At 71.0% G+C, this 23,028-nt stretch carries 14 protein-coding genes; 9 read left to right on the top strand and 5 right to left on the bottom strand.

Translation table 11 applies throughout. The features are described 5' to 3' along the window. Nucleotides 1-151: 151 nt before the first annotated feature. Nucleotides 152-3,037, top strand: a complete 2,886-nt coding sequence (gcvP, locus tag ACIP2X_RS14940; protein WP_401672204.1) for an aminomethyl-transferring glycine dehydrogenase — start codon at nucleotides 152-154, stop codon at nucleotides 3,035-3,037. 71 nt (nucleotides 3,038-3,108) lie between these two features. On the opposite strand, the gene ACIP2X_RS14935 is transcribed toward gcvP, so the two are convergent. From ACIP2X_RS14935 to kdpB (ACIP2X_RS14925), 3 genes are all read right to left on the bottom strand, one after another. Further along, complete coding sequence (locus ACIP2X_RS14935; RefSeq protein WP_401672202.1) at nucleotides 3,109-3,504, bottom strand: molybdopterin-binding protein; 396 nt, start codon at nucleotides 3,502-3,504, stop codon at nucleotides 3,109-3,111. An 85-nt stretch (nucleotides 3,505-3,589) separates the two neighbouring features. Further along, nucleotides 3,590-5,545: an amino acid transporter gene (locus tag ACIP2X_RS14930; RefSeq protein ID WP_401672384.1), complete on the bottom strand. Its 1,956-nt coding sequence runs from the start codon at nucleotides 5,543-5,545 to the stop codon at nucleotides 3,590-3,592. A gap of 246 nt (nucleotides 5,546-5,791) precedes the next feature. Next, nucleotides 5,792-7,933, bottom strand: coding sequence for a potassium-transporting ATPase subunit KdpB (gene kdpB, locus ACIP2X_RS14925; RefSeq protein ID WP_401672199.1), 2,142 nt, complete (start codon nucleotides 7,931-7,933; stop codon nucleotides 5,792-5,794). Nucleotides 7,934-8,724: 791 nt separating this feature from the next. Between kdpB (ACIP2X_RS14925) and ACIP2X_RS14920 the strand changes: the two genes are divergently transcribed. Next, on the top strand, nucleotides 8,725-11,277 hold the full coding sequence (locus ACIP2X_RS14920; RefSeq protein ID WP_401672197.1) for an ATP-binding protein: 2,553 nt from the start codon (nucleotides 8,725-8,727) through the stop codon (nucleotides 11,275-11,277). A 783-nt stretch (nucleotides 11,278-12,060) separates the two neighbouring features. Here the strand turns inward: ACIP2X_RS14920 and ACIP2X_RS14915 are convergent. After that, a complete protein-coding gene (locus tag ACIP2X_RS14915; RefSeq protein WP_401672194.1) occupies nucleotides 12,061-12,618 on the bottom strand; it encodes a hypothetical protein in 558 nt (185 codons plus the stop codon). Nucleotides 12,619-13,049: 431 nt separating this feature from the next. On the opposite strand from ACIP2X_RS14915, the gene kdpF reads away from it, so the two are divergent. The 6 genes from kdpF to ACIP2X_RS14885 all read left to right on the top strand — a co-directional run bounded on the left by kdpF (nucleotide 13,050) and on the right by ACIP2X_RS14885 (nucleotide 20,965). After that, nucleotides 13,050-13,139 carry a K(+)-transporting ATPase subunit F gene (gene kdpF, locus ACIP2X_RS14910; RefSeq protein ID WP_401672192.1) on the top strand — a complete coding sequence of 30 codons (90 nt, stop codon included), beginning with the start codon at nucleotides 13,050-13,052 and terminating at the stop codon, nucleotides 13,137-13,139. A gap of 7 nt (nucleotides 13,140-13,146) precedes the next feature. Next, complete coding sequence (gene kdpA / locus ACIP2X_RS14905) at nucleotides 13,147-14,808, top strand: potassium-transporting ATPase subunit KdpA (protein ID WP_401672188.1); 1,662 nt, start codon at nucleotides 13,147-13,149, stop codon at nucleotides 14,806-14,808. A 32-nt stretch (nucleotides 14,809-14,840) separates the two neighbouring features. Beyond that, on the top strand, nucleotides 14,841-16,940 hold the full coding sequence (gene kdpB, locus ACIP2X_RS14900) for a potassium-transporting ATPase subunit KdpB (RefSeq protein ID WP_401672186.1): 2,100 nt from the start codon (nucleotides 14,841-14,843) through the stop codon (nucleotides 16,938-16,940). A gap of 5 nt (nucleotides 16,941-16,945) precedes the next feature. Continuing rightward, nucleotides 16,946-17,614, top strand: a complete 669-nt coding sequence (locus ACIP2X_RS14895; RefSeq protein ID WP_401672183.1) for a potassium-transporting ATPase subunit C — start codon at nucleotides 16,946-16,948, stop codon at nucleotides 17,612-17,614. 121 nt (nucleotides 17,615-17,735) lie between these two features. Then, nucleotides 17,736-18,419: a response regulator gene (locus ACIP2X_RS14890; RefSeq protein ID WP_401672180.1), complete on the top strand. Its 684-nt coding sequence runs from the start codon at nucleotides 17,736-17,738 to the stop codon at nucleotides 18,417-18,419. A 2-nt stretch (nucleotides 18,420-18,421) separates the two neighbouring features. Then, complete coding sequence (locus ACIP2X_RS14885; RefSeq protein WP_401672177.1) at nucleotides 18,422-20,965, top strand: DUF4118 domain-containing protein; 2,544 nt, start codon at nucleotides 18,422-18,424, stop codon at nucleotides 20,963-20,965. Nucleotides 20,966-21,648: 683 nt separating this feature from the next. Here ACIP2X_RS14885 and ACIP2X_RS14880 read toward each other — a convergent pair. Beyond that, the gene (locus ACIP2X_RS14880; protein ID WP_401672174.1) at nucleotides 21,649-22,215 is read right to left on the bottom strand and encodes a universal stress protein; all 567 of its coding nucleotides are present in this window, start codon (nucleotides 22,213-22,215) and stop codon (nucleotides 21,649-21,651) included. A gap of 326 nt (nucleotides 22,216-22,541) precedes the next feature. Here ACIP2X_RS14880 and ACIP2X_RS14875 point away from each other — a divergent pair, with 326 nt between their 5' ends. After that, nucleotides 22,542-23,027 carry an SAV_915 family protein gene (locus ACIP2X_RS14875; protein ID WP_401672171.1) on the top strand — a complete coding sequence of 162 codons (486 nt, stop codon included), beginning with the start codon at nucleotides 22,542-22,544 and terminating at the stop codon, nucleotides 23,025-23,027. Nucleotide 23,028: the final 1 nt, after the last annotated feature.

The following is a 23,028-nucleotide window of genomic DNA, read 5'->3' as shown; positions in this document are numbered from 1 at the left end:
TGTCACGGCTCCCGCTCTCACCGACGGTGCAAGCCGGACGTCCTGTGGCGGCCGGTGAAGCTCTCAGGTTGAGATGACAGAGGGGGAGGCCGTCGGGGCACCCGTGCCGGGGTGTCCCTCGAAGGTCGTGTCAGACCAGGAGGCCTCCGCAATGACCGCCCAGCGCATTCCGCTCTCCGAGCTCGAACAGGGCATCCCCTTCGAGCAGCGCCACATCGGGCCCGACCAGGAGGCGCGGGCCAAGATGCTCGCGCAGGTCGGCTACGGCTCGCTCGACGAGCTCACCGCCGCCGCGGTACCGGATGTGATCAAGAACGCCGACTCCCTGGACCTGCCGGGCGCGCGGACCGAGGCCGAGGTGCTGCGGGAGCTGCGCTCCCTGGCCGACCGCAACCAGGTGCTGGGTTCCATGATCGGGCTCGGCTACTACGGGACCTTCACCCCGCCGGTCGTGATGCGCAACGTCATGGAGAACCCGGCCTGGTACACCGCGTACACGCCGTACCAGCCGGAGATCTCGCAGGGCCGGCTGGAGGCGCTGCTGAACTTCCAGACCGTGGTCGCCGACCTCGCCGGGCTGCCGACCTCCGGCGCCTCGCTGCTCGACGAGGGCACGGCCGCGGCCGAGGCCATGGCGCTCTCCCGGCGTATGGGCAAGAACAAGAAGGGCCTCTTCCTGGTCGACGCGGACGCGCTGCCGCAGACCGTCGCCGTGATCCAGGGACGCGCCGAGCCGACCGGGGTCGAGGTGGTCGTCGCCGACCTCGCCGACGGCATTCCGGCCGAGGTCGCCGAGCGTGAGATCAACGGCGTGCTGATCCAGTACCCGGGTGCCTCCGGCGCCGTGCGCGACATCAAGGCGGTCGTCGACCAGGCGCACGAGCTGGGCGCGCTCGTCACCGTCGCCGCGGACCTGCTGGCGCTGACGCTGCTGAAGTCGCCGGGCGAGCTGGGGGCCGACATCGCGGTCGGCACGACCCAGCGGTTCGGTGTGCCGATGGGCTTCGGCGGGCCGCACGCGGGCTACATGGCGGTGCAGGAGAAGTTCGCGCGCAGCCTGCCCGGGCGGCTCGTGGGCGTCTCCGTCGACGCCGACGGCAACAAGGCCTACCGGCTGGCGCTCCAGACGCGTGAGCAGCACATCCGGCGCGAGAAGGCGACCAGCAACATCTGCACCGCGCAGGTGCTGCTGGCCGTGATGGCCGGGATGTACGCCGTCTACCACGGGCCCGAGGGCCTGCGGAGCATCGCGCAGCGCACCCACCGCTACGCCGCGATCCTCGCCGAGGGCCTTCGCGACGGCGGCGTCGAGATCGTGCACGGCGCCTACTTCGACACCGTCACCGCGCGGGTGCCGGGCCGGGCGGCCGAGGTCGTCGCCGCCGCGCGCGACAACGGCGTCAACCTGTGGCGCGTCGACGCCGACCAGGTCTCCATGGCCTGCGACGAGACCACCACGCGGGACCAGCTGACCGCCGTATGGTCCGCGTTCGGCGTAGAGGGCGACATCGAGGCGCTGGACGGCGGTACGCAGGACGCGCTGCCCGACGGGCTGCTGCGCACCGACGCGTACCTGACGCACCCGGTCTTCCAGCAGCACCGCTCCGAGACCGCGATGCTGCGCTACCTGCGCCGGCTCGCCGACCGCGACTACGCGCTCGACCGCGGCATGATCCCGCTGGGCTCCTGCACGATGAAGCTCAACGCGACCACGGAGATGGAGCCGGTCACCTGGCCGGAGTTCGGTCAGCTGCACCCGTTCGCGCCGGCCGAGCAGGCGGCGGGATACCTGACGCTCATCCATGAGCTGGAGGACCGCCTCGCCGAGGTCACCGGCTACGACAACGTGTCGTTGCAGCCCAACGCCGGGTCGCAGGGCGAACTGGCCGGCCTGCTCGCCGTGCGCGGCTACCACCGTGCCAACGGCGACGAGCAGCGGACCGTGTGCCTGATCCCGTCCTCCGCGCACGGCACGAACGCCGCGAGCGCCGTCATGGCCGGCATGAAGGTCGTCGTCGTGAAGACCGCCGGGGACGGCGAGATCGACGTCGAGGACCTGCGGGCGAAGATCGAGCAGTACCGCGACGAACTGTCCGTGCTCATGATCACGTACCCGTCCACGCACGGTGTGTTCGAGGAGCACGTCGCCGACATCTGCGCCCAGGTGCACGACGCGGGTGGTCAGGTCTACGTCGACGGGGCCAACCTCAACGCCCTCGTCGGGCTCGCGAAGCCGGGGCACTTCGGCGGCGACGTGTCCCACCTCAACCTGCACAAGACCTTCTGCATCCCGCACGGCGGCGGCGGTCCCGGCGTCGGCCCCGTGGCCGTGCGCTCGCACCTCGCGCCGTACCTGCCCAACCACCCCCTGCAGCCCGAGGCCGGGCCGGAGACCGGGGTCGGGCCGATCTCGGCCGCGCCGTGGGGCTCGGCGGGCATCCTGCCGATCTCGTGGGCCTATGTGCGCCTCATGGGCGGGGAGGGCCTGAAGCGGGCCACGCAGGTGGCCGTGCTGAGCGCCAACTACATCGCCAAGCGCCTGGAGCCGCACTACCCGGTGCTCTACACCGGTCCGGGCGGGCTGGTCGCGCACGAGTGCATCATCGATCTGCGGCCCCTGACCAAGGCCACCGGCGTCAGCGTCGACGACGTGGCCAAGCGGCTGATCGACTACGGCTTCCACGCGCCGACGATGTCGTTCCCGGTGGCCGGGACGCTGATGATCGAACCGACCGAGTCCGAGGACCTCACCGAGATCGACCGGTTCTGCGAGGCGATGATCGCCATTCGCGCCGAGATCGAGAAGGTCGGCGCGGGCGAGTGGCCGGCCGACGACAACCCGCTGCGCAACGCTCCGCACACCGCCGGCCTGCTGGGCGGCGAGTGGAGCCACGCGTACACGCGCGAGGATGCCGTCTTCCCGGCCGGGGTGTCGGTCGCCGACAAGTACTGGCCGCCGGTGCGCCGCATCGACCAGGCCTTCGGTGACCGGAACCTGGTGTGCTCCTGCCCGCCGCTGGACGCGTACGAGGACTGAGGTCCGTGGCGGCGAGGGCTCCTTCGTGGGGCCCTCGCCGTGCGTTCGCGGACTTCCGGTCGCCGGCCGGGTCAGGTGCGGTCGATGTGTACGTTTGTCGACTTCACGCGGGCCGTGGCCTCCATGCCGACCTCAAGACCCAGCTCCTCGACCGCCTCACGGGTCAGCAGGGAGACCAGGCGGTGCGGGCCCGCCTGGATCTCGACCTGGGCGGCGACGTCGCCCAGCTTGATGGCGGTCACGATGCCGGGGAAGGCGTTGCGGGCCGAGGTGTAGGGCGCCTCCTCCTCGCCGCTTCCTGACCTTGCCAGCTCGACCGAGAAGGCGGCGAGGTCCCTGCCGTCGATGAGGCGTCGGCCGCTGTCGTCGCGGAGGGTGGCCACGCGGCCGGCGTCCGCCCAGCGGCGCGCGGTGTCGGGGCTCACGCCGAGGAGCCGGGCGGCCTGGCCGATCGTGTAGGAGTGCATGCCCGTCACGATAGGACGGGGGATCGCCGGGGGTGGGTGCGGGCCCGCCGCAGGTGCGGTGCGGGGACCTCCGGCGGTGCGGACCTCAGCCGGTGTGCACGCGGGGGCGTCGGGTCACGTCCGGCTCGGCGACGCGCAGCACCTCCCGGGTGACCGGTGCGACCTCGCCCTGGCCGAAGAGGAAGAAGCGCAGGAAGTTGGCGAAGGGATTGCCCTCGGTCCACTCGAAGTAGATGTGCGGGGTGCAGCCCGTGGTGTCGCGGACGTGCAGGAGCAGGGCGGCCAGGGCGTTGGGGATGGAGGAGGACTCCAGGGTCAGGACGCGGTAGCGGTTGTGCAGGACCTCGCCGTGGACCGCCACGCCGGCCTCGAACTCGGACGGGTCGGTCACCGTCACCTCGACGAACACGAAGTCCTCGGGGCCGGCGACGTCGTTGTCCTGGCGGATCTGCTCGATCTTGTCGCGGTACTCGGCGACGTCCCGGCTGTCGGGCTCGTTCGCGATGAACCGGATCTTGCGGCTGGCGATGTCCCGCACGAACCGCTCCGCCATGGGGTCCAGGGTCACGCTGGTCACCCGGAGCTCGAAGGCGCGGGCCAGCCGGGAGACCAGGGAGAGGATCATGATGCCCGCGATGAAGCAGGCGCCGATCTTCACACCGTCGGGGCGCTCGACCACGTTCACCACCGTGGTGTACAGGAACACCACCGAGATCACGCCGAAGCCCACGGTCCATCGGCGCTGGCCGGCCTTGCGGGCGGCGATGGTCACCGCGATCGCCGCCGAGCTGATCAGCACCAGCACTCCGGTGGCGTAGGCGCCGCCCTGCGCGTCCACGTCGGCGTCGAAGAGCCAGGTCACCAGGAAGGCGACCAGGATGAAGACGATGACCATCGGGCGTACCGCTCGCGCCCAGTGCGGGGCCATGCCGTAGCGGGGCAGGTAGCGCGGCATCAGGTTGAGCAGGCCCGCCATGGCCGAGGCGCCGGCGAACCACAGGATGGCGATGGTCGAGACGTCGTACACCGTGCCGAAGGCGCTTCCCAGGTACTCGTGCGCGAGATAGGCCAGCGCGCGGCCGTTGGCCTGTCCGCCCTCCTCGAACTCGGCCGCCGGGATGAGCAGCGTGGTGATGAAGCTGGTGGCGATCAGGAAGCCGCTCATGATCAGGGCGGCGGTGGTGAGCAGCTTCTTGGTGCCGCGGACCCGGCCCTCGGGACGCTCCTCGGTGTCGCGCGCGTCGCCCTTGACGTGCGGCATCACGGCGACGCCGGTCTCGAAGCCGGAGAGGCCGAGGGCCAACTTGGGGAAGACGATCAGGGCCAAGCCGATCATCACGAAGACGTTGCCGTGCTCGGCGGTCAGGGCGCTGGTCCAGTCGGTGACGACATGGCCCTCGGCGGCGACATGCCAGAGGCCGGCCGCGACCACCACGGCGTTGAGCGCCAGGTAGGTGGCCACCAGGGCGACCGCGACGCCGATGGCCTCCAGGAAGCCCTTGAGGAACACCGCGCCGAGCAGGGCGATGAGCACCATGGTGATCAGCAGCTGCCGGTCGTGCAGGGCGTCGTTGAGGTGGGGGTTCTCGATCAGGTGGGTGGAGGCGTCGGCGGCCGAGAGCGTGATGGTGATCAGGAAGTCGGTGGCGGCGAAGCCGAGCAGTGTGAGGACGAACAGCTTGCCCTTCCAGAAGGTGAGCAGGCGTTCCAGCATCGCGATGGAGCCCTGGCCGTGCGGGCTCTCCTCGGCCACTCTCCGGTAGACCGGCAGGGCGCCCGCCAGGGTGACGATCACCAGCACGACGGTCGCGACGGGCGAGAGCAGACCTGCCGCGAGGGCGGCGATGCCGGGCTGGTAGCCGAGGGTGGAGAAGTAGTCGACGCCGGTCAGGCACATCACGCGGTACCAGGGGCGGCCCTCGGCCGGGGGAGCGGGAGCGGCGTGCGGGCCCTGGTGGCCGCCCGGCCTGCCCATGTCGGACAGCCCTTCCAGCATCCAGGCGCGCAGGCGGCCGGGTGCGGTGTGCGGGGTCGGGGCCATCGACGTGCTCCAGTTGGTGCGGCTCGGCATGCGGTGCGGCCATCACGCGGACGGCGCGCTCAGCGTATGCGGAGAGTGACGCCTGGGCCTGCGCTTGGCGGGGCTCGCGGCGTCAAGCTTGCGTTAAGACTGGGCGGTGGGGCGGGGCGGCGCATCAAGGCCGTGGCAATCGTGTGGACTTCGGCCCTGTTGAGCCGTATGGGGGTGGGCGTCCCGGACCCCGGGGATGGACACCGAGTGTCACAGTCAGCCGAGGCCGGGTATGCCGGAGATCAGCAGGTCGATCACCTTGATGCCCACGAACGGCAGCACGAGACCGCCGAGCCCGTACAGGAGCAGGTTGCGGCGCAGGAGATCGTGTGCGGAGGCGGGCTTGTAGCGCACTCCACGCAGGGCCAGGGGGATCAACGCCACGATGATCAGCGCGTTGAAGATGATCGCAGCGGTGATGGCGGACGTCGGGCTGTGCAGGCCCATCACGTTCAAGGCCTCAAGGCCCGGGTAGGCCCCCGCGAACATGGCGGGGATGATCGCGAAGTACTTGGCCACGTCGTTGGTGATGGAGAACGTCGTCAGCGCGCCTCGGGTGATGAGGAGTTGCTTGCCGATCTCGACGATGTCGATGAGCTTCGTCGGGTTGGAGTCGAGGTCGACCATGTTGCCGGCCTCCTTGGCGGCCGACGTACCGGTGTTCATCGCCACGCCGACATCGGCCTGCGCGAGCGCCGGGGCGTCGTTGGTGCCGTCACCGGTCATCGCGACCAGCTTCCCGCCCGCCTGCTCCCGCCTGATCAGCGCTAGTTTGTCCTCGGGAGTGGCCTCGGCGAGGAAGTCGTCGACGCCCGCCTCCCGGGCGATCGCCTTGGCGGTCACCGGGTTGTCGCCGGTGACCATCACCGTGCGGATACCCATCCGGCGCAACTGCGCGAAGCGTTCGTGGATGCCTTCCTTCACCACGTCCTTGAGGTGCACGAGTCCCAGCACGCGCGGGCCGTCCCAGTCGTGCACGGCCACGAGCAGCGGCGTGCCCCCGGCCGCAGCCACCGAGTCGGCGAAGTGCCGTGCCTCGGACGGGATCTGACCGCCGTACATCTGCACCCACTCGATCACCTGCTGGGCGGCGCCCTTGCGGATCGCGCACACGGCGCCGTTGTCCCAGCGCAGGTCGACGCCGCTCATCCGGGTACGGGCGCTGAAGGGCACCCATCGCGCATGCGTCAGCTCTTCCGCCGAGGGCGCACGCAGCCCGAACCGCACCTTCGCCAGCACGACGACGGACCGGCCCTCGGGCGTCTCGTCGGCCAGCGACGACAGCTGGGCGGCCTCGGCGAGCCGCCCCTCCTCGATGCCCGGCATGGGCACGAAGGCGGCGGCCTCACGGTTGCCCAGGGTGATGGTGCCGGTCTTGTCCAGCAGCAGCGTGGTGACGTCGCCCGCCGCCTCGACAGCGCGCCCGGACATGGCGAGCACGTTGCGCTGCACCAGCCGGTCCATGCCGGCGATGCCGATCGCGGACAGCAGGGCACCGATGGTCGTCGGTATGAGCGTGACCAGCAGGGCGACGAGCACGGTCGTCGACTGGGCGGCGTCCGCGTAGGCGGCCATGGGTTGCAGGGTGACCACGACCAGGAGGAACACGATGGTCAGCGCCGCCAGCAGGATGTTCAGCGCGATCTCGTTCGGCGTCTTCTGCCGGGAGGCGCCCTCGACCAGGGCGATCATCCTGTCCAGGAAGCTGTGCCCGGGGCGGGCGCTGATCCGCACGACGACACGGTCGGACAGGACGGTGGTACCGCCCGTCACTCCGCTGCGGTCGCCGCCGGCCTCACGGACGACGGGGGCGGACTCACCGGTCACGGCGGACTCGTCGACCGCCGCCACACCGTCGACCACGTCGCCGTCGGCCGGGATCGTCCGGCCCGCCTCGACCAGGACCACGTCCAGCGGCTTGAGGGCGGCGGGCGTGACGGCCTCCGTGCGTGCGATGCGCAGGTCGCTGCCGTAACGCCAGTCGAGGATCCGCAGCGCCACGGTCTCCGTGCGCGCGCGGCGCAGCGACTCCGCCTGGGCCTTGCCCCTGCCCTCCGCCACGGCCTCGGCGAGGTTGGCGAAGACGACCGTCAGCCACAGCCAGACGCTGATCGTCCACGTGAAGACGGCCGGGTTGAGCACGGCCGACAGGGTGGTCACGACCGCTCCGACGGAGACCACGCACAGCACCGGGTTCCTCACCAGGTCCCGCGGGTGGAGTTTGCGCAGGGCATCGGGGAAGGACCGGACGAGCTGGGCCGGATCGAACAGGCCGCCCTGCGCGCGCCGCCGCGGGACGGTCGGCGCGGTGGGCTGTGGAGGGGACGCCGGGGCCTGCTCGGGAGCTGCGGGAAACATGGACACCTTCGTGTCTCGTGACCGGCCCCGTGCGTGCCGGGGCACGCCGGCGGGCCGGCAGGTCGGACAGTGCGTCGGACGCCGGAGCCGTGCGGTGCCGGGGCCCCGGCACCGCACGGGGTACTGACCACCGGCGGCGGGATGACGACCGGGGCGCATCGGGCGCCGTCGGCGGGAGGCCCCTGGCGCCCGCGGCCTCCGCGGCGGTCAGAGGAGAATGGAACCACCGCCGGTGATCCGGACGGCGCGAATCCTCGCCGAATTTGCGGCTCTCATACGGCTGCACCGCGGGCCCCGTCAGCATCTCGTCAAGCGCGCCTGAGGAGTGGGAGGAGGGGCGACCGTCCGTCGCGTGGGGGCCGTGCCTGGCATGGCGCGGGACCGCGGAGTGCGGCCGCCGCGGTCAGGAGGGGGCGTGGCCGGACCGGTGGAGTGCCTCCGGCAGCGGACCGTGGCCGCGCGGGCCGCTCCGCGCCGCCGCCGACGGGGTTCCGTTCCCGCGCGGCTGTGCCTTCCGTGCGCGGCCACGGTTCTGCTTCTCACCTTGCCGGGCGCGTGATCGAGGACACGGTCGTCGTACGACGTGGTCCTGTGCCGTCGTCCTGTGCCGTGGTGGTGCCGTGGTGGTGTCGTGGTGGTCGAATCCGTCGTGGTTCGACTCGGCGGTCCGGCAGGACCGTCCGGCCCCGCGCCCGTGTGTCGTCAAGGCGGTGTCAACGTCCTTGTGAGTTGCGCCAGGGACGCGTCAAAAGGACTGACCCCGGGTGCCGCCGGGCGCTTCCCTGAGGGGGATGAACGAAGTACGGCGCGGACGGCTGAAGGTCTATCTCGGAGCGGCTCCGGGGGTCGGCAAGACGTATCGCATGCTCGACGAGGGGCGGCGTCGTGCCGCCCGCGGAGTCGATGTGGTCGTGGGGTTCGCCGAGTGCCACGGGCGACCCGGCACCGAGGCGATGCTGGACGGTCTGGAGGTCCTCCAGCCGGTCCCGTGCGCCTACCGCGGCGGCCGGTTCGAGGAGATGGACCTCGCCGGGGTCCTGGCCCGCCGGCCGCAGGTCGCCGTCGTGGACGAACTCGCCCACAGCAACGTCCCCGGCGGCGGCCGGAACGCCAAACGATGGCAGGACGTCGAGGAGTTGCTCGCCGCCGGGATCGACGTCGTCACCGCCGTCAACATCCAGCACCTGGAGTCGATCAAGGACGTCGTCGAGAAGATCACCGGGGTGCCCCAGCAGGAGACCGTGCCGGACGAGGTGGTGCGCCGAGCCCATCAGGTCGAACTGGTCGACATGGCGCCCGAGGCGCTGCGCCGCCGGATGGCGCACGGCAACATCTACGCCCCCGAGAAGATCGACGCGGCCCTCGCCAACTACTTCCGGCCGGGGAACCTGACCGCGCTGCGCCAACTGGCGCTGCTGTGGACGGCCGACCGGGTCGACGAGGCCCTGCAGACCTACCGCGCCGAGCACTCGATAGGCAGGGTGTGGGAGACCCGGGAGCGGGTCGTGGTCGCCCTGACCGGAGGTCCGGAGGGCGACACGCTCATCCGGCGCGCCGCCCGGATCGCCGACCGGTCGGCGGGCGGGGATCTGCTCGCCGTGCACGTGGCCCGCAGCGACGGTCTCGCCACCGGCTTCTCCCACGCGTCGCTGGCCCGGCAGCGCCGGCTGGTGGAGGACCTCGGCGGCAGCTATCACTCCGTGGTCGGTGACGACGCCGCCACCGCGCTGGTGGACTTCGCGCGGGCCGAGAACGCCACCCAACTCGTCCTCGGCTCCAGTCGGCGCGGACGCCTGGAGCGGTTTTTGACCGGTTCGGGCACGGGGGAGAGAGTCGTCGCGCTCTCCGGTGACATCGACGTCCATCAGGTCACACACGAGCGGGCCGGTCGCGGCACCCTGCTGCCGTCCCGGCGCCGTACGCTGTCGAGGGCCCGGATGATCGCGGGGCCGGTGGCCGGGCTGGTGCTGCCGTTGCTGCTGACGATCGTCCTGGCCCAGCTGCGGGGCACGTTGACCCTCACCAGCGAGGCCCTGCTGTTCCTGCTCGCGGTGGTGGGCGTGGCCTGCATAGGCGGCGTGGCCTCCGCCGTGATCGCCTCCCTCACGGCGTCGGTGCTGCTCAACTACTGGTTCATCCCGCCCATAGGGCAGTTCACGCTCGCCGACGCCAACGCCCTTGTGGCGCTCGGCGTCTTCGCGGTGGTCGCCGCCACCGTGGCCGCCGTCGTCGACCGCTCGCTGAGACTGTCGCGCCGCGCCGCGCGTGCCACCGCGGAGGCGGAGACGATGTCCTCGCTGGCCGGCAGCATCGTCCGCGGCGGCCAGACGATCCCGGCGCTGCTGGAGCGCACCCGGGAGACCTTCGGAGTGGACTCCGTGGAACTCGTGTCCGAGGTCGCCGAGGAGGGAGGGACGGGTGCTGTCCGGTTGCGGGGTGGCCGCACGGACGAGGACGGCGACACCGTGGTACCTGCCGGGCCAGGGGGCTACCTGGTGCTGCGGGGTGGTGCCCTGTCGGCCTCCGAGCGGCGGGTCCTCGCCGCCTTCGCCGCGCATGTGGGGGCGGCCGTGGAACGGGCCCGGCTCGCCGAGGCGGCCGCCGAGGTCGAACCGGTGCGCGCCGCGGACCGGATGCGTACGGCGCTGCTGCGGGCCGTCGGGCACGACCTGCGTACCCCGCTCGCCGCCGGCTGGGCCGCCGTCACCTCGCTGCGCAGCCGGGACGTCGAGTTCTCCGCGGTGGACCGCGACGAGCTTCTGGCCACCGCCGACGAGTCCATGGCCAAGCTGAACCGCCTGGTGGAGAACCTGCTCGACCTCAGCCGGCTGGAGGCGGGCGTGCTCAAGCTGAACCTGAGGCCGACCTCGCTGGAGGAGGTGCTCCCGGCGGCACTGACGGACACCCCCGGCGTCGAGGTCGGGGACCTGGAGCGGATTCCGCAGGTGCTGGCGGATCCGCCACTGCTGGAACGTGTCATCGCCAACCTGGTCGGCAACGCCGATCGGTACGCCCCGGCCGGTACGAAAGTGCTGGTCAGTGCCAGTGTGCTGGCGGGCCGGGTGGAACTGCGCGTCGTGGACCGGGGTCCCGGACTGCCGGTGGCCGGCCGGGAGCGACTGTTCGAGCCGTTTCAGCGGCTCGGCGACACGGACAACACCACCGGGCTCGGGCTGGGGCTGGCGCTCGCCCGTGGACTGACGGAGGCGATGAGCGGAACCGTCAGTCCCGAGGACACCCCCGGCGGCGGGCTGACCATGGTCGTGTCGATGCCGCTGGCCGAGAGGCCGGACGCGCCGGGAGCCGGGATGTCCGACCACGTCGGCCAGGGGTCGCGTCGTTGACGGCGGGGCCGTCGCGGAATCGGGATGGGGCCGGGCCGCCGGGTGCCACCTGAACTGAGATCGCGTCGAGGGCCCGGGCTGTGCGGCGACGTGGTGCCGGCCGGGTGGGGGTGGGCCGACCGAGACCAGTTCGGCCGGGTGGGTGTCTCGTCGGCAGGGGCCGCGCCAGCCCTACGGGGCCTGGCCGCGGCGAGGGATGGGGCCGTCGTACGGTGCTGGTTACGGCGGAGGGGGGCCGTCGTACGGGCTGGTGGCTGGGGCCGGTGTCCGCGCGTGGCCGTCGGTCGTTCTGGACGAGGTTCGCGTCGGGGCGTTGGACGGACTCGACCGGGTTCGGGTCGGGGCCGTCGGTCGGACTCGACCAGGTTCGCGTCGGGGCCGTCGTTCGGGGTGCGCCAGGTGCGTGCCCGGCTGGAGCGGGCGGCGGGGATCGGGGTCGTGCCTGATCGGCGTACCCGCCAGGGCCGTTCGTCGTTCAGGGCCGGGGCTGCCCCGGCCGGGTCGAGCGTGCGGGGCGGTACGGGATGGGGCGTGCCGGACGGTGTTCGCGCGCACGGGCAGCAGGTCGTTCGGGGACCGGGGTCGGGCCCGGGCGGTCGTACCGGGTCACGAGGCCGGGGCTGACGTCTGCCGGTCCGCCTAGTTCCGTCCGGGCCCGGTGACCTTGCCCGGCCTCGTCGCGAAGAGCCGCATCCGACTGCCCGGCGCACTCGCACGTGACGTCCTCGACGCACGTACGCCGGGGCGCGGCCACCCACGCAGGTGTGGCTGGGACGGGTGGCCTCAATCCAGGCCCGACACCTTGAAGACGGTGTGTGCCGTCTCGGCGTCGATCCTGGCTGAGAGACGGCTCAGCGCCGTGGTCCCGCACAGCAGGAAACCGGACGCCTCCGCCCGGCGGGCGTCCTCGTCGAGGCGGCGCCACAGCTCGGGGTTGTCCATCAGCACCCGAGGGTCGATCTCGAACCGGTCGCCGAAGGCGTCGCGCAGCAGCAACCGCTGCGATACGCCGTCCAGGCAGCTCACGGAGACGAGTAGATCGGTACGGACCCGGCGGGAGCGCAGCAGGGACCGGGCGACGATCCATCCCTCGCCGGCGGAGATGCGGGACGGGCAAAGCACCGCGAGCAGCAGCAGGGCGAGGACGGCCCAGAGCACCGCGCGCCACGCAGTCAGGGTGCCGGCAGCCGAGTCCAACAGGAGCAGCAGGGCCAGCAGCACCCCGGCACAGCCGATCGCGCCGCGCACGTCACGGACCCAGTGCCGGTCGTGGACCGGCGGAGCGGGGTGGGGGGCGGGCAGGTCGGTCAGATCCCGGTTCGGGTCTTCACGGTGTCCCATACGGCCGACGGTAGGAGCCTCGTGCGCGACGTCCAGGGGCATTGACGGCTCCCTGACGTGGGCGTGAGGACTTCTTGACGGCACGACGGCGGGACGCGGCCGCCGCGCAGGTCACACCGCCGGCAACGGGGCGCCGGAAGGGCTCTGAACGGCAGACGCGACGGTGACGTCGAGCATGCCGGGCGCCCGCAGAGCCGGTCCACATCCGTGCGGGCGGGGTCGCCGTCAGGGTCTCGTCAAGGCCGCGCAGTGGGCCGTAAGGGACCCGTCAACGACGGTCGAAACCGGCCAAGGAGGAGGTTTCCTCTAACAAGTCCGTGTCCATTCGAATCTCGACTCCAGGAGTTCACGATGGCCGATCTGGCCTTCGTCGTCACCACGATCGCGCTGTTCGCGCTGGTGATCCTCGTCGCCAAGGGGGTGACGAAGCTGTGACCATCGAAAACGTAGTCGGCCTGGTCGTGGCCGTCGCCCTGCTCGGCTATCTCGTCCTCGCCCTGATCTTCCCGGAGAGGTTCTGAGCACGACATGGGTCCCGTACTTGCCGGCGTACTCCAGCTGCTCGCCCTGATCGGCGCACTGGCGATCGTCCACGTCCCCCTTGGCAACTACATGGCCAAGGTCTACTCCACCGACAAGCACTGGCGTGTCGAGAAGTGGATCTACAAGGGCATAGGTGCCAACCCCGACACCGAGATGCGCTGGACCGCGTACCTCCGCGGCGTCCTCGCCTTCTCGGCGATCGGTGTCCTCTTCCTCTACCTGCTCCAGCGGCTCCAGGGCGTCCTGCCCGGATCGCTCGGCTTCGCGGCGATCGACCCGGACCAGGCGTTCAACACGGCCGTGTCGTTCGTGGCCAACACCAACTGGCAGTCGTACTACGGCGAACAGGCCATGGGCCACGTCGTCCAGACCGGCGGTCTGGCCGTGCAGAACTTCGTCTCCGCGGCCGTCGGCATGGCCGTCGCGGTGGCGCTGGTGCGCGGCTTCGCCCGCTCCCGCACCGGTGACCTCGGCAACTTCTGGGCGGACCTGGTGCGCGGCACCGTCCGCATCCTGGTGCCGCTCGCGTTCATCGGCGCGGTCGTCCTGGTCTCCCTCGGCGCCATCCAGAACTTCTCCGGGATCCACGAGGTCGGCCAGTTCATGGGCGGCACGCAGGAGTGGAACGGCGGCGCGGTCGCGTCGCAGGAGGCGATCAAGGAGCTGGGCACCAACGGCGGCGGCTACTTCAACGCCAACAGCGCCCACCCCTTCGAGAACCCGACCCCGTTCACGAACCTCTTCGAGATCTTCCTGATCCTGGTCATCCCGTTCTCCCTGACCCGCACCTTCGGTGTCCTGGTGGGTTCGGTCAAGCAGGGCTACGCGATCCTCGCGACCATGGCCACGATCTGGATCTCCTTCGTCGGCCTGATGATGTGGACCGAGTTCGCCCACCACGGCCCGGCGTTCGACATCGCGGGTGGCGCGATGGAGGGCAAGGAGCTCCGCTTCGGTATCGGCGGTTCGTCGATCTTCGCGGTCTCCACCACCCTGACCTCGACCGGTGCGGTCGACTCCTTCCACTCCTCCTTCACCGGCCTCGGCGGCGGCATCACGATGCTCGGCATGATGCTGGGCGAGATCGCGCCCGGTGGCGTCGGTTCCGGCCTCTACGGCATGCTGATCCTCGCGATCATCGCGGTGTTCATCGCCGGTCTGATGGTGGGCCGTACGCCCGAGTACCTGGGCAAGAAGATCGGCACCCGTGAGATCAAGCTGGCGGCCCTCTACATCCTGGTGACCCCGGCACTCGTGCTGGTCTTCACCGCGATCGCGATGGCGCTGCCCACTCCGGGCAACTCGATGACCAACAGCGGGGCGCACGGCTTCTCCGAGATCCTGTACGCCTACACGTCCGCCGCGAACAACAACGGCTCGGCCTTCGCCGGCCTGAACGCGGACACCCAGTGGTTCAACAGCACGCTCGGCATCGCCATGCTGCTCGGACGGTTCGTGCCGATGGTCTTCATCCTGGCGCTCGCGGGCTCGCTCGCCGAGCAGAAGCCGGTGCCGGCGACCGCGGGCACCCTGCGGACGGACAAGCCGCTGTACACCGGCCTGCTCGTCGGCACGGTCATCATCATCACCGGTCTCACGTACTTCCCGGCGCTGGCGCTGGGACCGCTGGCCGAGGGGCTGGCGTGATGACCACTCGCACACAGAAGCAAGAGGACTCGATGTCCACAGCCACTCCGACCCGGGCGCCGCACAGCGACGTACCCTCCGGGCACAAGTCCGCAGAGGGCCGTGTCGGCGCGGGCCTCTTCGACCCCAAGCAGCTCCTCAGGTCGCTGCCGGACGCCTTCCGCAAGCTCGACCCGCGGGTGATGATCAAGTCGCCCGTGATGTTCGTGGTGTGGATCGGCTCCGTCCTGACCACCGTCTTCTCCTTCACGGACCCGACCGACTGGTTCGGCTGGACCATCAGCGCCTGGCTCTGGCTCACGGTGATCTTCGCCAACCTGGCCGAGGCCGTGGCCGAGGGGCGTGGCAAGGCGCAGGCCGACACCCTGCGCAAGGCCAAGACCGACACGGTGGCCCGGCGCCTCGTGGGTGACCGCGAGGAGCGGGTGCCCGGCACCGAGCTGCGTATCGGCGACCTGGTCGTCTGTGAGGCCGGCGATGTCATTCCCGGCGACGGCGACGTCGTCGAGGGTGTCGCGAGCGTCGACGAGTCGGCGATCACCGGTGAATCGGCCCCCGTGATCCGGGAGTCGGGCGGCGACCGTTCCGCGGTCACCGGCGGCACGAAGGTGCTCTCCGACCGCATCGCCATCAAGATCACGACGAAGCCGGGCGAGACCTTCATCGACCGGATGATCAGCCTCGTCGAGGGTGCCTCCCGGCAGAAGACGCCCAACGAGATCGCGCTGAACATCCTGCTCGCCTCGCTGACGATCGTCTTCCTGCTCGCCTGCGCCACGCTGCCCCCGCTCGCGAACTACGCGGGCACCGACCTGACGATGGTCGTGCTGGTCGCCCTGCTGGTCTGCCTCATCCCGACGACCATCGGCGCCCTGCTGTCCGCGATCGGTATCGCCGGCATGGACCGCCTGGTCCAGCGCAACGTCCTGGCGATGTCGGGCCGCGCGGTCGAGGCCGCCGGTGACGTCTCCACCCTGCTGCTGGACAAGACCGGCACCATCACCCTCGGCAACCGTCAGGCGTCGGAGTTCGTGCCGGTGAGCGGTGTGACGGCCGCCCAGCTCGCGGACGCCGCCCAGCTGTCGTCGCTCGCCGACGAGACGCCCGAGGGCCGCTCCGTCGTCGTCCTGGCGAAGGAGAAGTACGGGCTGCGCGAGCGCCACCAGGGCGAGCTGTCGCACGCCGAATGGATCGCCTTCACCGCCCAGACCCGGATGTCCGGCGTCGACGTGGACGGCAGGAAGGTCCGCAAGGGCGCGGCCGGTTCGGTCACCGCCTGGGTGAGCGAGCGCGGCGGCGAGATCGCCGAGGACGCCGACCGGGTGACCCGTCGGATCTCCGAGGCGGGCGGCACCCCGCTGCTGGTGGCCGTCGAGGACGCCGACGGCGCCCGCGTGCTGGGCGTCATCCACCTCAAGGACGTCGTCAAGGACGGCATGCGCGAGCGGTTCCAGGAACTGCGCCGCATGGGCATCAAGACCGTCATGATCACCGGCGACAACCCGCTCACCGCCAAGGCGATCGCCGAGGAGGCCGGCGTCGACGACTTCCTCGCCGAGGCCACTCCCGAGGACAAGATGGCGCTCATCAAGCGGGAGCAGGCGGGCGGAAAGCTGGTCGCGATGACCGGTGACGGCACCAACGACGCCCCGGCGCTCGCGCAGGCCGACGTCGGCGTGGCGATGAACACCGGTACGTCGGCCGCCAAGGAGGCCGGCAACATGGTCGACCTCGACTCCAACCCGACGAAGCTCATCGAGATCGTCGAGATCGGCAAGCAGTTGCTGATCACGCGCGGTGCGCTGACCACCTTCTCCATCGCCAACGACGTCGCGAAGTACTTCGCGATCATCCCGGCGCTGTTCGCGGCGGTCTACCCGGGCCTGGACAAGCTGAACATCATGCAGCTGTCCTCGCCGGACTCGGCGATCCTGTCCGCGGTCATCTTCAACGCGCTGGTCATCATCGCGCTGGTGCCGCTCGCCCTGCGGGGTGTGCAGTACCGGCCGGTGAGCGCGGACCGGCTGCTCCGCCGCAACCTCGGGATCTACGGACTCGGCGGCCTGATAGCCCCCTTCATCGGCATCAAGATCATCGACATGATCATCTCCCTCATCCCCGGAATCGGCTGATCGCCATGAACAACTCGGTATCCAACACCGCCCGGTTGCTCGGGGCGGGCCTGCGCGCCCTCCTCGTGCTGACCCTGGTGACGGGCGTCATCTACCCGCTGGTCGTGACCGGCGTCGCTCAGGGCCTGTTCAGCAACAAGGCGAACGGCTCGGAGATCAGCTCCCAGGGCAAGGTCGTCGGCTCCTCCCTGATCGGTCAGGCCTACAACCTGCCGCTGAAGAAGGGCCAGGAGACCCCGGAGCCCGACCTCCAGTGGTTCCAGGGCCGCCCGCAGAACGGCCTGGGCACCAACAGCGTCAACACCCAGTACTCGCTCATCCTCTCCGGCGCGACCAACCGCTCCGGTGACAACGAAGAGCTCATCCAGTGGGTGAAGGACGCCAAGGCCGCCGTGGTCAAGGACAACTCGGTGCCCGGCTGGACGGTCAAGCCCTCCCAGGTTCCGGCGGACGCCGTGACGTCCTCCGGCTCCGGACTGGACCCGCACATCTCGCCCGCCTACGCGGACATCCAGGTGCACCGGGTCGCCGAGAAGAACGGACTGCCCGTCGCCGAGGTCCAGAAGCTCGTGGACAAGAACACCGAGGGGCGCTCGCTCGGCTTCATCGGTGAGCCCCGGGTCAACGTCCTGGAGCTGAACGTCGCGCTCAAGGAACTCGTGGCCAAGAGCTGATGGCGTTACGCGAGTCACGCGGGAGTCGGCGGACGGAGACACCCTCCGGGACGGCCGGCTCCCGCCGCCGTGGCGCCGGTCGCGTCGCGACCGGCGCGTTCGAGAGGAAAGGCGCACACCCATGACCCGGGTGCTGGTGGTGGAGGACGACCCGCAGCTCGTGAGAGCCCTCGTGATCAACCTGCAGGCGCGCCGCTACGGAGTGGACGCGGCGCCCGACGGCGCCACGGCCCTCCGCCTCGCGGCCGCCCGGCAGCCCGACGTCGTGATGCTCGACCTCGGGCTGCCGGACATGGACGGCATCGACGTGATCAAGGCACTGCGCGGCTGGACGAAGGTCCCGATCGTGGTGCTGTCGGCCCGCCAGGCGTCCGACGAGAAGGTCGTGGCGCTGGACGCGGGCGCGGACGACTACGTCACCAAGCCGTTCAGCATGGACGAACTCATGGCCCGCCTGCGGGCGGCCGTCCGCCGCACCGAGGAGATGCCCGTGGCCCCCGAGCGGAAGTTGGTGCAGACCCCGGACTTCACCATCGACCTGCTCGCCAAGAAGGCCGCACGGGACGGACGGGACGTGCGGCTCACACCGACCGAATGGCATCTGCTGGAGATCCTGGTCACCCACCCCGGCCGGCTCGTCACGCAGAAGCACCTGCTCCAGGAGGTCTGGGGAGTGTCCCAGCGCAACAAGACCAACTACCTGCGGGTCTACATGGCCCAGCTCCGGCGGAAACTGGAAGCGGATCCCTCGCACCCCCGCTACCTCATCACCGAACCCGGCATGGGTTACCGCTTCGAAGGGTGAACATGGCACGCGGCAAGCTTCGGATCTACCTCGGCGCCGCCCCGGGCGTCGGCAAGACGTACGCGATGCTCTCCGAGGGGCACCGGCGCGTCGAACGGGGCACCGACTGTGCGGTGGCGTTCGTCGAGCACCACAACCGCCCACGCACCGAGGTGATGCTGCACGGCCTGGAACAGGTCGCCCGCCGTCAACTCGAATACCGGGGCGGTGTGTTCAGCGAGATGGACGTGGACGCGGTGCTGGCCCGCCGACCCCAGGTGGCGCTGGTCGACGAACTCGCGCACACCAACATCCCCGGCTCCCGCAACGCCAAGCGCTGGCAGGACGTCGAGGAGTTGCTGGCGGCGGGCATCGACGTCATCTCGACGGTCAACATCCAGCACCTGGAGTCCCTCGGCGACGTCGTCGAGTCCATCACGGGCATCCGGCAGCGCGAGACCGTGCCCGACGAGGTCGTGCGGCGTGCGGACCAGGTGGAACTGGTCGACATGTCGCCCGAGGCGCTGCGCCGCCGGATGGCGCACGGCAACATCTACAAGCCGGACAAGGTCGACGCGGCGCTCTCCAACTACTTCCGGCCCGGCAACCTCACGGCCCTGCGCGAACTGGCGCTGCTGTGGGTGGCCGACCGCGTCGACGAGTACCTCACCGAATACCGCAACGAACACCGGGTGTCCAAGATCTGGGGTTCGCGTGAGCGGATCGTGGTCGGGCTCACCGGTGGCCCGGAGGGCCGGACCCTCATCCGGCGGGCCGTGCGGCTCGCGGAGAAGGGCGCCGGCGGCGAGGTGCTCGCGGTCTACATCTCCCGCAGCGACGGCCTGTCCGGGGCCTCTCCCAAGGAACTGGCCGTCCAGCGCGCCCTGGTGGAGGACCTCGGTGGCACCTTCCACCAGGTGGTGGGCGAGGACATCCCCGCCGCGCTGCTGGACTTCGCACGCGGCGTCAACGCCACCCAGATCCTGCTCGGCGTCTCCCGCCGCAAGACCTGGCAGTACGTCTTCGGGCCGGGCGTCGGCGCGACCGTCGCCCGTGAGTCGGGACCCGACCTCGACGTGCACCTCATCACCCACGCCGAGATGGGCAAGGGACGCGGACTGCCCGTCGCGCGCGGCGCCCGCCTCGGCCGCTCCCGCATCATCTGGGGCTGGCTGGTCGGTGTACTGGGCCCCCTGCTGCTGACCCTCCTGCTGACCGGGGTCACGCCCGAGGTGGGCCTGGCCAACGACATGCTGCTGTACCTGACACTCACGGTGGCCGCGGCCCTGCTCGGCGGACTGCTGCCGGCGCTGGCCTCCGCGGTGGTGGGCTCACTGCTGCTCAACTGGTTCTTCACGCCACCGGTCCACACCCTGACCATCGCCGACCCGAAGAACATCGTCGCCATCGTCATATTCGTAGGCGTGGCGGTGTCGGTGGCCTCCGTGGTGGACCTGGCCGCCCGGCGTACGCACCAGGCGGCCCGGCTGCGGGCGGAGTCGGAGATCCTCTCCTTCCTCGCGGGAAACGTGCTGCGGGGTGAGACCAGCCTGGAGGAACTGCTGGAGCGGGTGCGTGAGACGTTCGGCATGGAGTCGGTGGGGCTGCTGGAGCGGGAATCCGACGTCGCTCCCTGGACCTGCGCGGGCAGCGTGGGTCCGAGGCCTGCCGGGTCGCCGGACGACGCGCACGTCGACATGCCCGTCGGTGACCACATGGCGCTCGCGCTGAACGGCCGGGTGCTGCCCGCCGAGGACCGGCGGGTGCTCGCCGCATTCGCCGCGCAGGCCGTGGTCGTCCTGGACCGCCGCCGGCTCCAGGAGGAGGCGGACCAGGCGCGCAGGCTCGCCGAGGGCAACCGCATCCGTACGGCGCTGCTGGCCGCCGTCAGCCATGATCTGCGGACTCCGCTCGCGGGTATCAAGGCCTCGGTGACGTCGCTGCGTTCGGACGACGTCGAGTGGTCCGAGCAGGATCAGGCGGACCTGCTGGAGGCGATCGAGGAGGGCGCGGACCGGCTCGACAACCTGGTCGGCAATCTGCTCGACATGTCCCGCCTGCAGACCGGAACGGTCTCCCCGCTGCTGCGGGAGATCGACCTCGACGAGGTGGTGCCCATGGCCCTCGGGGGCGTCCCCGAGGGCAGCGTGGACCTGGACATCCCCGAGACGCTCCCCATGGTCCAGGTCGACAAGGGGCTGCTGGAGCGGGCGGTGGCCAACCTCGTGGAGAACGCGGTCAAGTACAGCCCGCCGGACAGCCATGTACTGGTGTCGGCGAGCGCCATCAACGACCGGGTCGAAGTACGGGTCGTGGACCGTGGACCGGGCGTCCCCGACGAGGCCAAGCAGCGCATTTTCGAGCCGTTCCAGCGCTACGGCGACGCCCCGCGCGGGGCCGGGGTCGGACTGGGCCTGGCCGTCGCCCGCGGCTTCGCCGAGGCCATGGAGGGCACGCTCGACGCCGAGGACACTCCCGGCGGCGGCCTCACCATGGTGCTGAGCCTGCGGAGAGTAGCCGGCCGCCGACCGGGCCGACCGGACTATTCGGCGCAGGTGGTGTCGTAGCGAGGGCCGACTCGACCGGTCGCAGCGCCGGAGGGCCTTGCGGCCGGTGGGGTACGGCCACTGGGGCGTGGCCGGTGCTATGTCACGGCGCCTTGCGTCAGCGGGTGGTGCGATTGCGGGTGGTGTGTGACTGGAGGGGTGCTTGCCGGGTGGTTGGTGTCCGGAGTGGTGCGTGCCAGGTGGTGGGTGACCGGGGTGGTTGGTGTCCGGAGTGGTGCGTGCCAGGTGGTGGGTGACCGGGGTGGTGTGTGACTGGAGGGGTGCGTGCCGGGTGGTGGGTGTTCGGGGTGGTGTGTGACCGGAGGGGTACGTGCCAGGTGGTGGGTGACCGGGGTGGTGTGGGACCGGGTGGTGGGTGTTCGGGGTGGTGTGTGACCGGAGGGGTGCGTGCCGGGTGGTGTGTGACCGGAGCGGTACCTGGTGGGGCGTACCGGGTGGTGGGTGACCGGAGCGGTACCTGGTGGGGCGTGCCGGGTGGTGGGTGACCGGAGGGGTGTGTGACCGGAGGGGTGCGCCGCCAGGTGGTGCGTGTTCAGGTCGTCCGTGTCCGGGGCGGTGCGTCGCTGGATGCCGGGTCACCGGACGGGGGCGTCACCAAGTGGTGCGTCGCGGGGTGGTGCCGCGTCGGGTGTGTTCACGGGATCGTCCGTGACGGGTCGGTGGGGAGGGCCTGGGGCGCGCCCTCAGGACTCCGGGCGCACCGCTTGCTGCCGCTCACGGAAGTCCCCGGTGTCCAGCCGCAGCCGCCAGGCGTTACGGCGGTGCAGGGCCGCCAGTTCGGCTTCCAGCGGTGACGGCGGCACCGCGAGCACGGGGCAGTGGGCGTGGGCCAGGCAGTAGCGGCTCACGGAGGGGCCGAACGCCCGGTGCCAGAGACCCCGGCGCCCGGCGCCGACGACCAGCACGTCGTCCACGCGGTCCGCCACGTCCACCAGGGCGCGGGCCGGCGTGCCGTGGGCCACCAGCGCGCACATCGCGACCCCAGGACCCTCCTCACCGAAGGCATCCCGCAGCGCGGTCAGCAGCCGCTCACGGGCCGGCTCGCGCCACTCGTACGCCTGGACGCACGACGCCGTGGACCGGTTCGCGACGAGTTGCCCACCGGGCGGCTCCCACGCCAGCACCGGCCACAACTCGGCGCCCCGGGACCGGGCCTCCTGGGCCGCCCGGCAGAGCGCGGTCAGGCTCCCCAGGGAGCCGCTCACACCGACGACGACGCGCGCGGCACCGGAATGGTCGTGATCGGCCATGACTCCACCGTTCCTTCACACACTCGCGTGGCCCCTGCCCGCGTGCGGCTCGTGCGGCCGCACCCCCATCTCACCTCGCCGCGAGGCGAGGGAACAGACGGAACGTCACTTCTTGGCACGGCTCTAGCGCCCGCGGCGAGGCCGTCGGGCCGCTCCGTCAGCAACCCGTCAGCGTCGGCCCGCTCGCCGTCAGCATCGCGTCATGACCCGTCGGCGCCGCCGGATGCCGGGCTTAGCGTCTGGCGAGAGCCCCGGTCCGCCTCCCGGCGTCCGGGACACATCAGCCACAGACAGCAACCAGCTCAGGATCCTCCAGGAGGCATCCCATGGCAGAACTCACGTGTGACGACCCGGAGCCCTGTGAACGGATCCCGGCCGGACCTCTCTACGTTCCCGTCCGGCCGGGACCGGCAGGCTCCGCAACTCGGCTCTTCCGCAGCCCCCTCGGCGACCGCACGGCCGTGGGCTTCACCTCCGAGCAGCGACTCAAGGCGACCCTTGGCCCCGACCAGGCGTGGATCCGGCTGGCCGAACCCGCCCTGCGCGCGCTGACCGCGCCGCTCGGGGTCACCACCGTCACGATCGACCCGCAGTTCTCGGCACCCGCACCGGCCCGTGACACCTCCGCGCCTTCCGTGCCGAAGACCTCCCCCGCTCCGGGGCCCGCCTCCGCTCCCGGGAACCCCGCGCCGCGCGCGGTGCCGGTGCCGGAGACCCCCCGAGGCGCCTCCTGGAACCCACAGGCCGTCGGCGCCCTGCGTGTGACCGGCGCCGCCGCCCTCGTCTCGGCGCTCGCGCTGTGGATCGGTTGAG

The organism is Streptomyces sp. NPDC089424, from assembly GCF_044749345.1.
Lineage (GTDB): Bacteria > Actinomycetota > Actinomycetes > Streptomycetales > Streptomycetaceae > Streptomyces.
This window is presented reverse-complemented; position numbering and strand designations above follow the sequence as displayed.

What these genes read in the sequence shown, in the direction of transcription:
- ACIP2X_RS14880 (WP_401672174.1), bottom strand. Translation starts at nt 22,215, where the DNA reads ATGGCCGATCACGACCATTCCGGTGCCGCGCGCGTCGTCGTCGGTGTG.
- kdpB (WP_401672186.1), top strand. Translation starts at nt 14,841, where the DNA reads ATGTCCACAGCCACTCCGACCCGGGCGCCGCACAGCGACGTACCCTCC.
- kdpB (WP_401672199.1), bottom strand. Translation starts at nt 7,933, where the DNA reads ATGTTTCCCGCAGCTCCCGAGCAGGCCCCGGCGTCCCCTCCACAGCCC.
- ACIP2X_RS14915 (WP_401672194.1), bottom strand. Translation starts at nt 12,618, where the DNA reads ATGGGACACCGTGAAGACCCGAACCGGGATCTGACCGACCTGCCCGCC.
- ACIP2X_RS14885 (WP_401672177.1), top strand. Translation starts at nt 18,422, where the DNA reads ATGGCACGCGGCAAGCTTCGGATCTACCTCGGCGCCGCCCCGGGCGTC.
- ACIP2X_RS14890 (WP_401672180.1), top strand. Translation starts at nt 17,736, where the DNA reads ATGACCCGGGTGCTGGTGGTGGAGGACGACCCGCAGCTCGTGAGAGCC.
- gcvP (WP_401672204.1), top strand. Translation starts at nt 152, where the DNA reads ATGACCGCCCAGCGCATTCCGCTCTCCGAGCTCGAACAGGGCATCCCC.
- ACIP2X_RS14895 (WP_401672183.1), top strand. Translation starts at nt 16,946, where the DNA reads ATGAACAACTCGGTATCCAACACCGCCCGGTTGCTCGGGGCGGGCCTG.
- kdpA (WP_401672188.1), top strand. Translation starts at nt 13,147, where the DNA reads ATGGGTCCCGTACTTGCCGGCGTACTCCAGCTGCTCGCCCTGATCGGC.
- ACIP2X_RS14935 (WP_401672202.1), bottom strand. Translation starts at nt 3,504, where the DNA reads ATGCACTCCTACACGATCGGCCAGGCCGCCCGGCTCCTCGGCGTGAGC.
- ACIP2X_RS14875 (WP_401672171.1), top strand. Translation starts at nt 22,542, where the DNA reads ATGGCAGAACTCACGTGTGACGACCCGGAGCCCTGTGAACGGATCCCG.
- ACIP2X_RS14930 (WP_401672384.1), bottom strand. Translation starts at nt 5,545, where the DNA reads ATGGCCCCGACCCCGCACACCGCACCCGGCCGCCTGCGCGCCTGGATG.
- ACIP2X_RS14920 (WP_401672197.1), top strand. Translation starts at nt 8,725, where the DNA reads ATGAACGAAGTACGGCGCGGACGGCTGAAGGTCTATCTCGGAGCGGCT.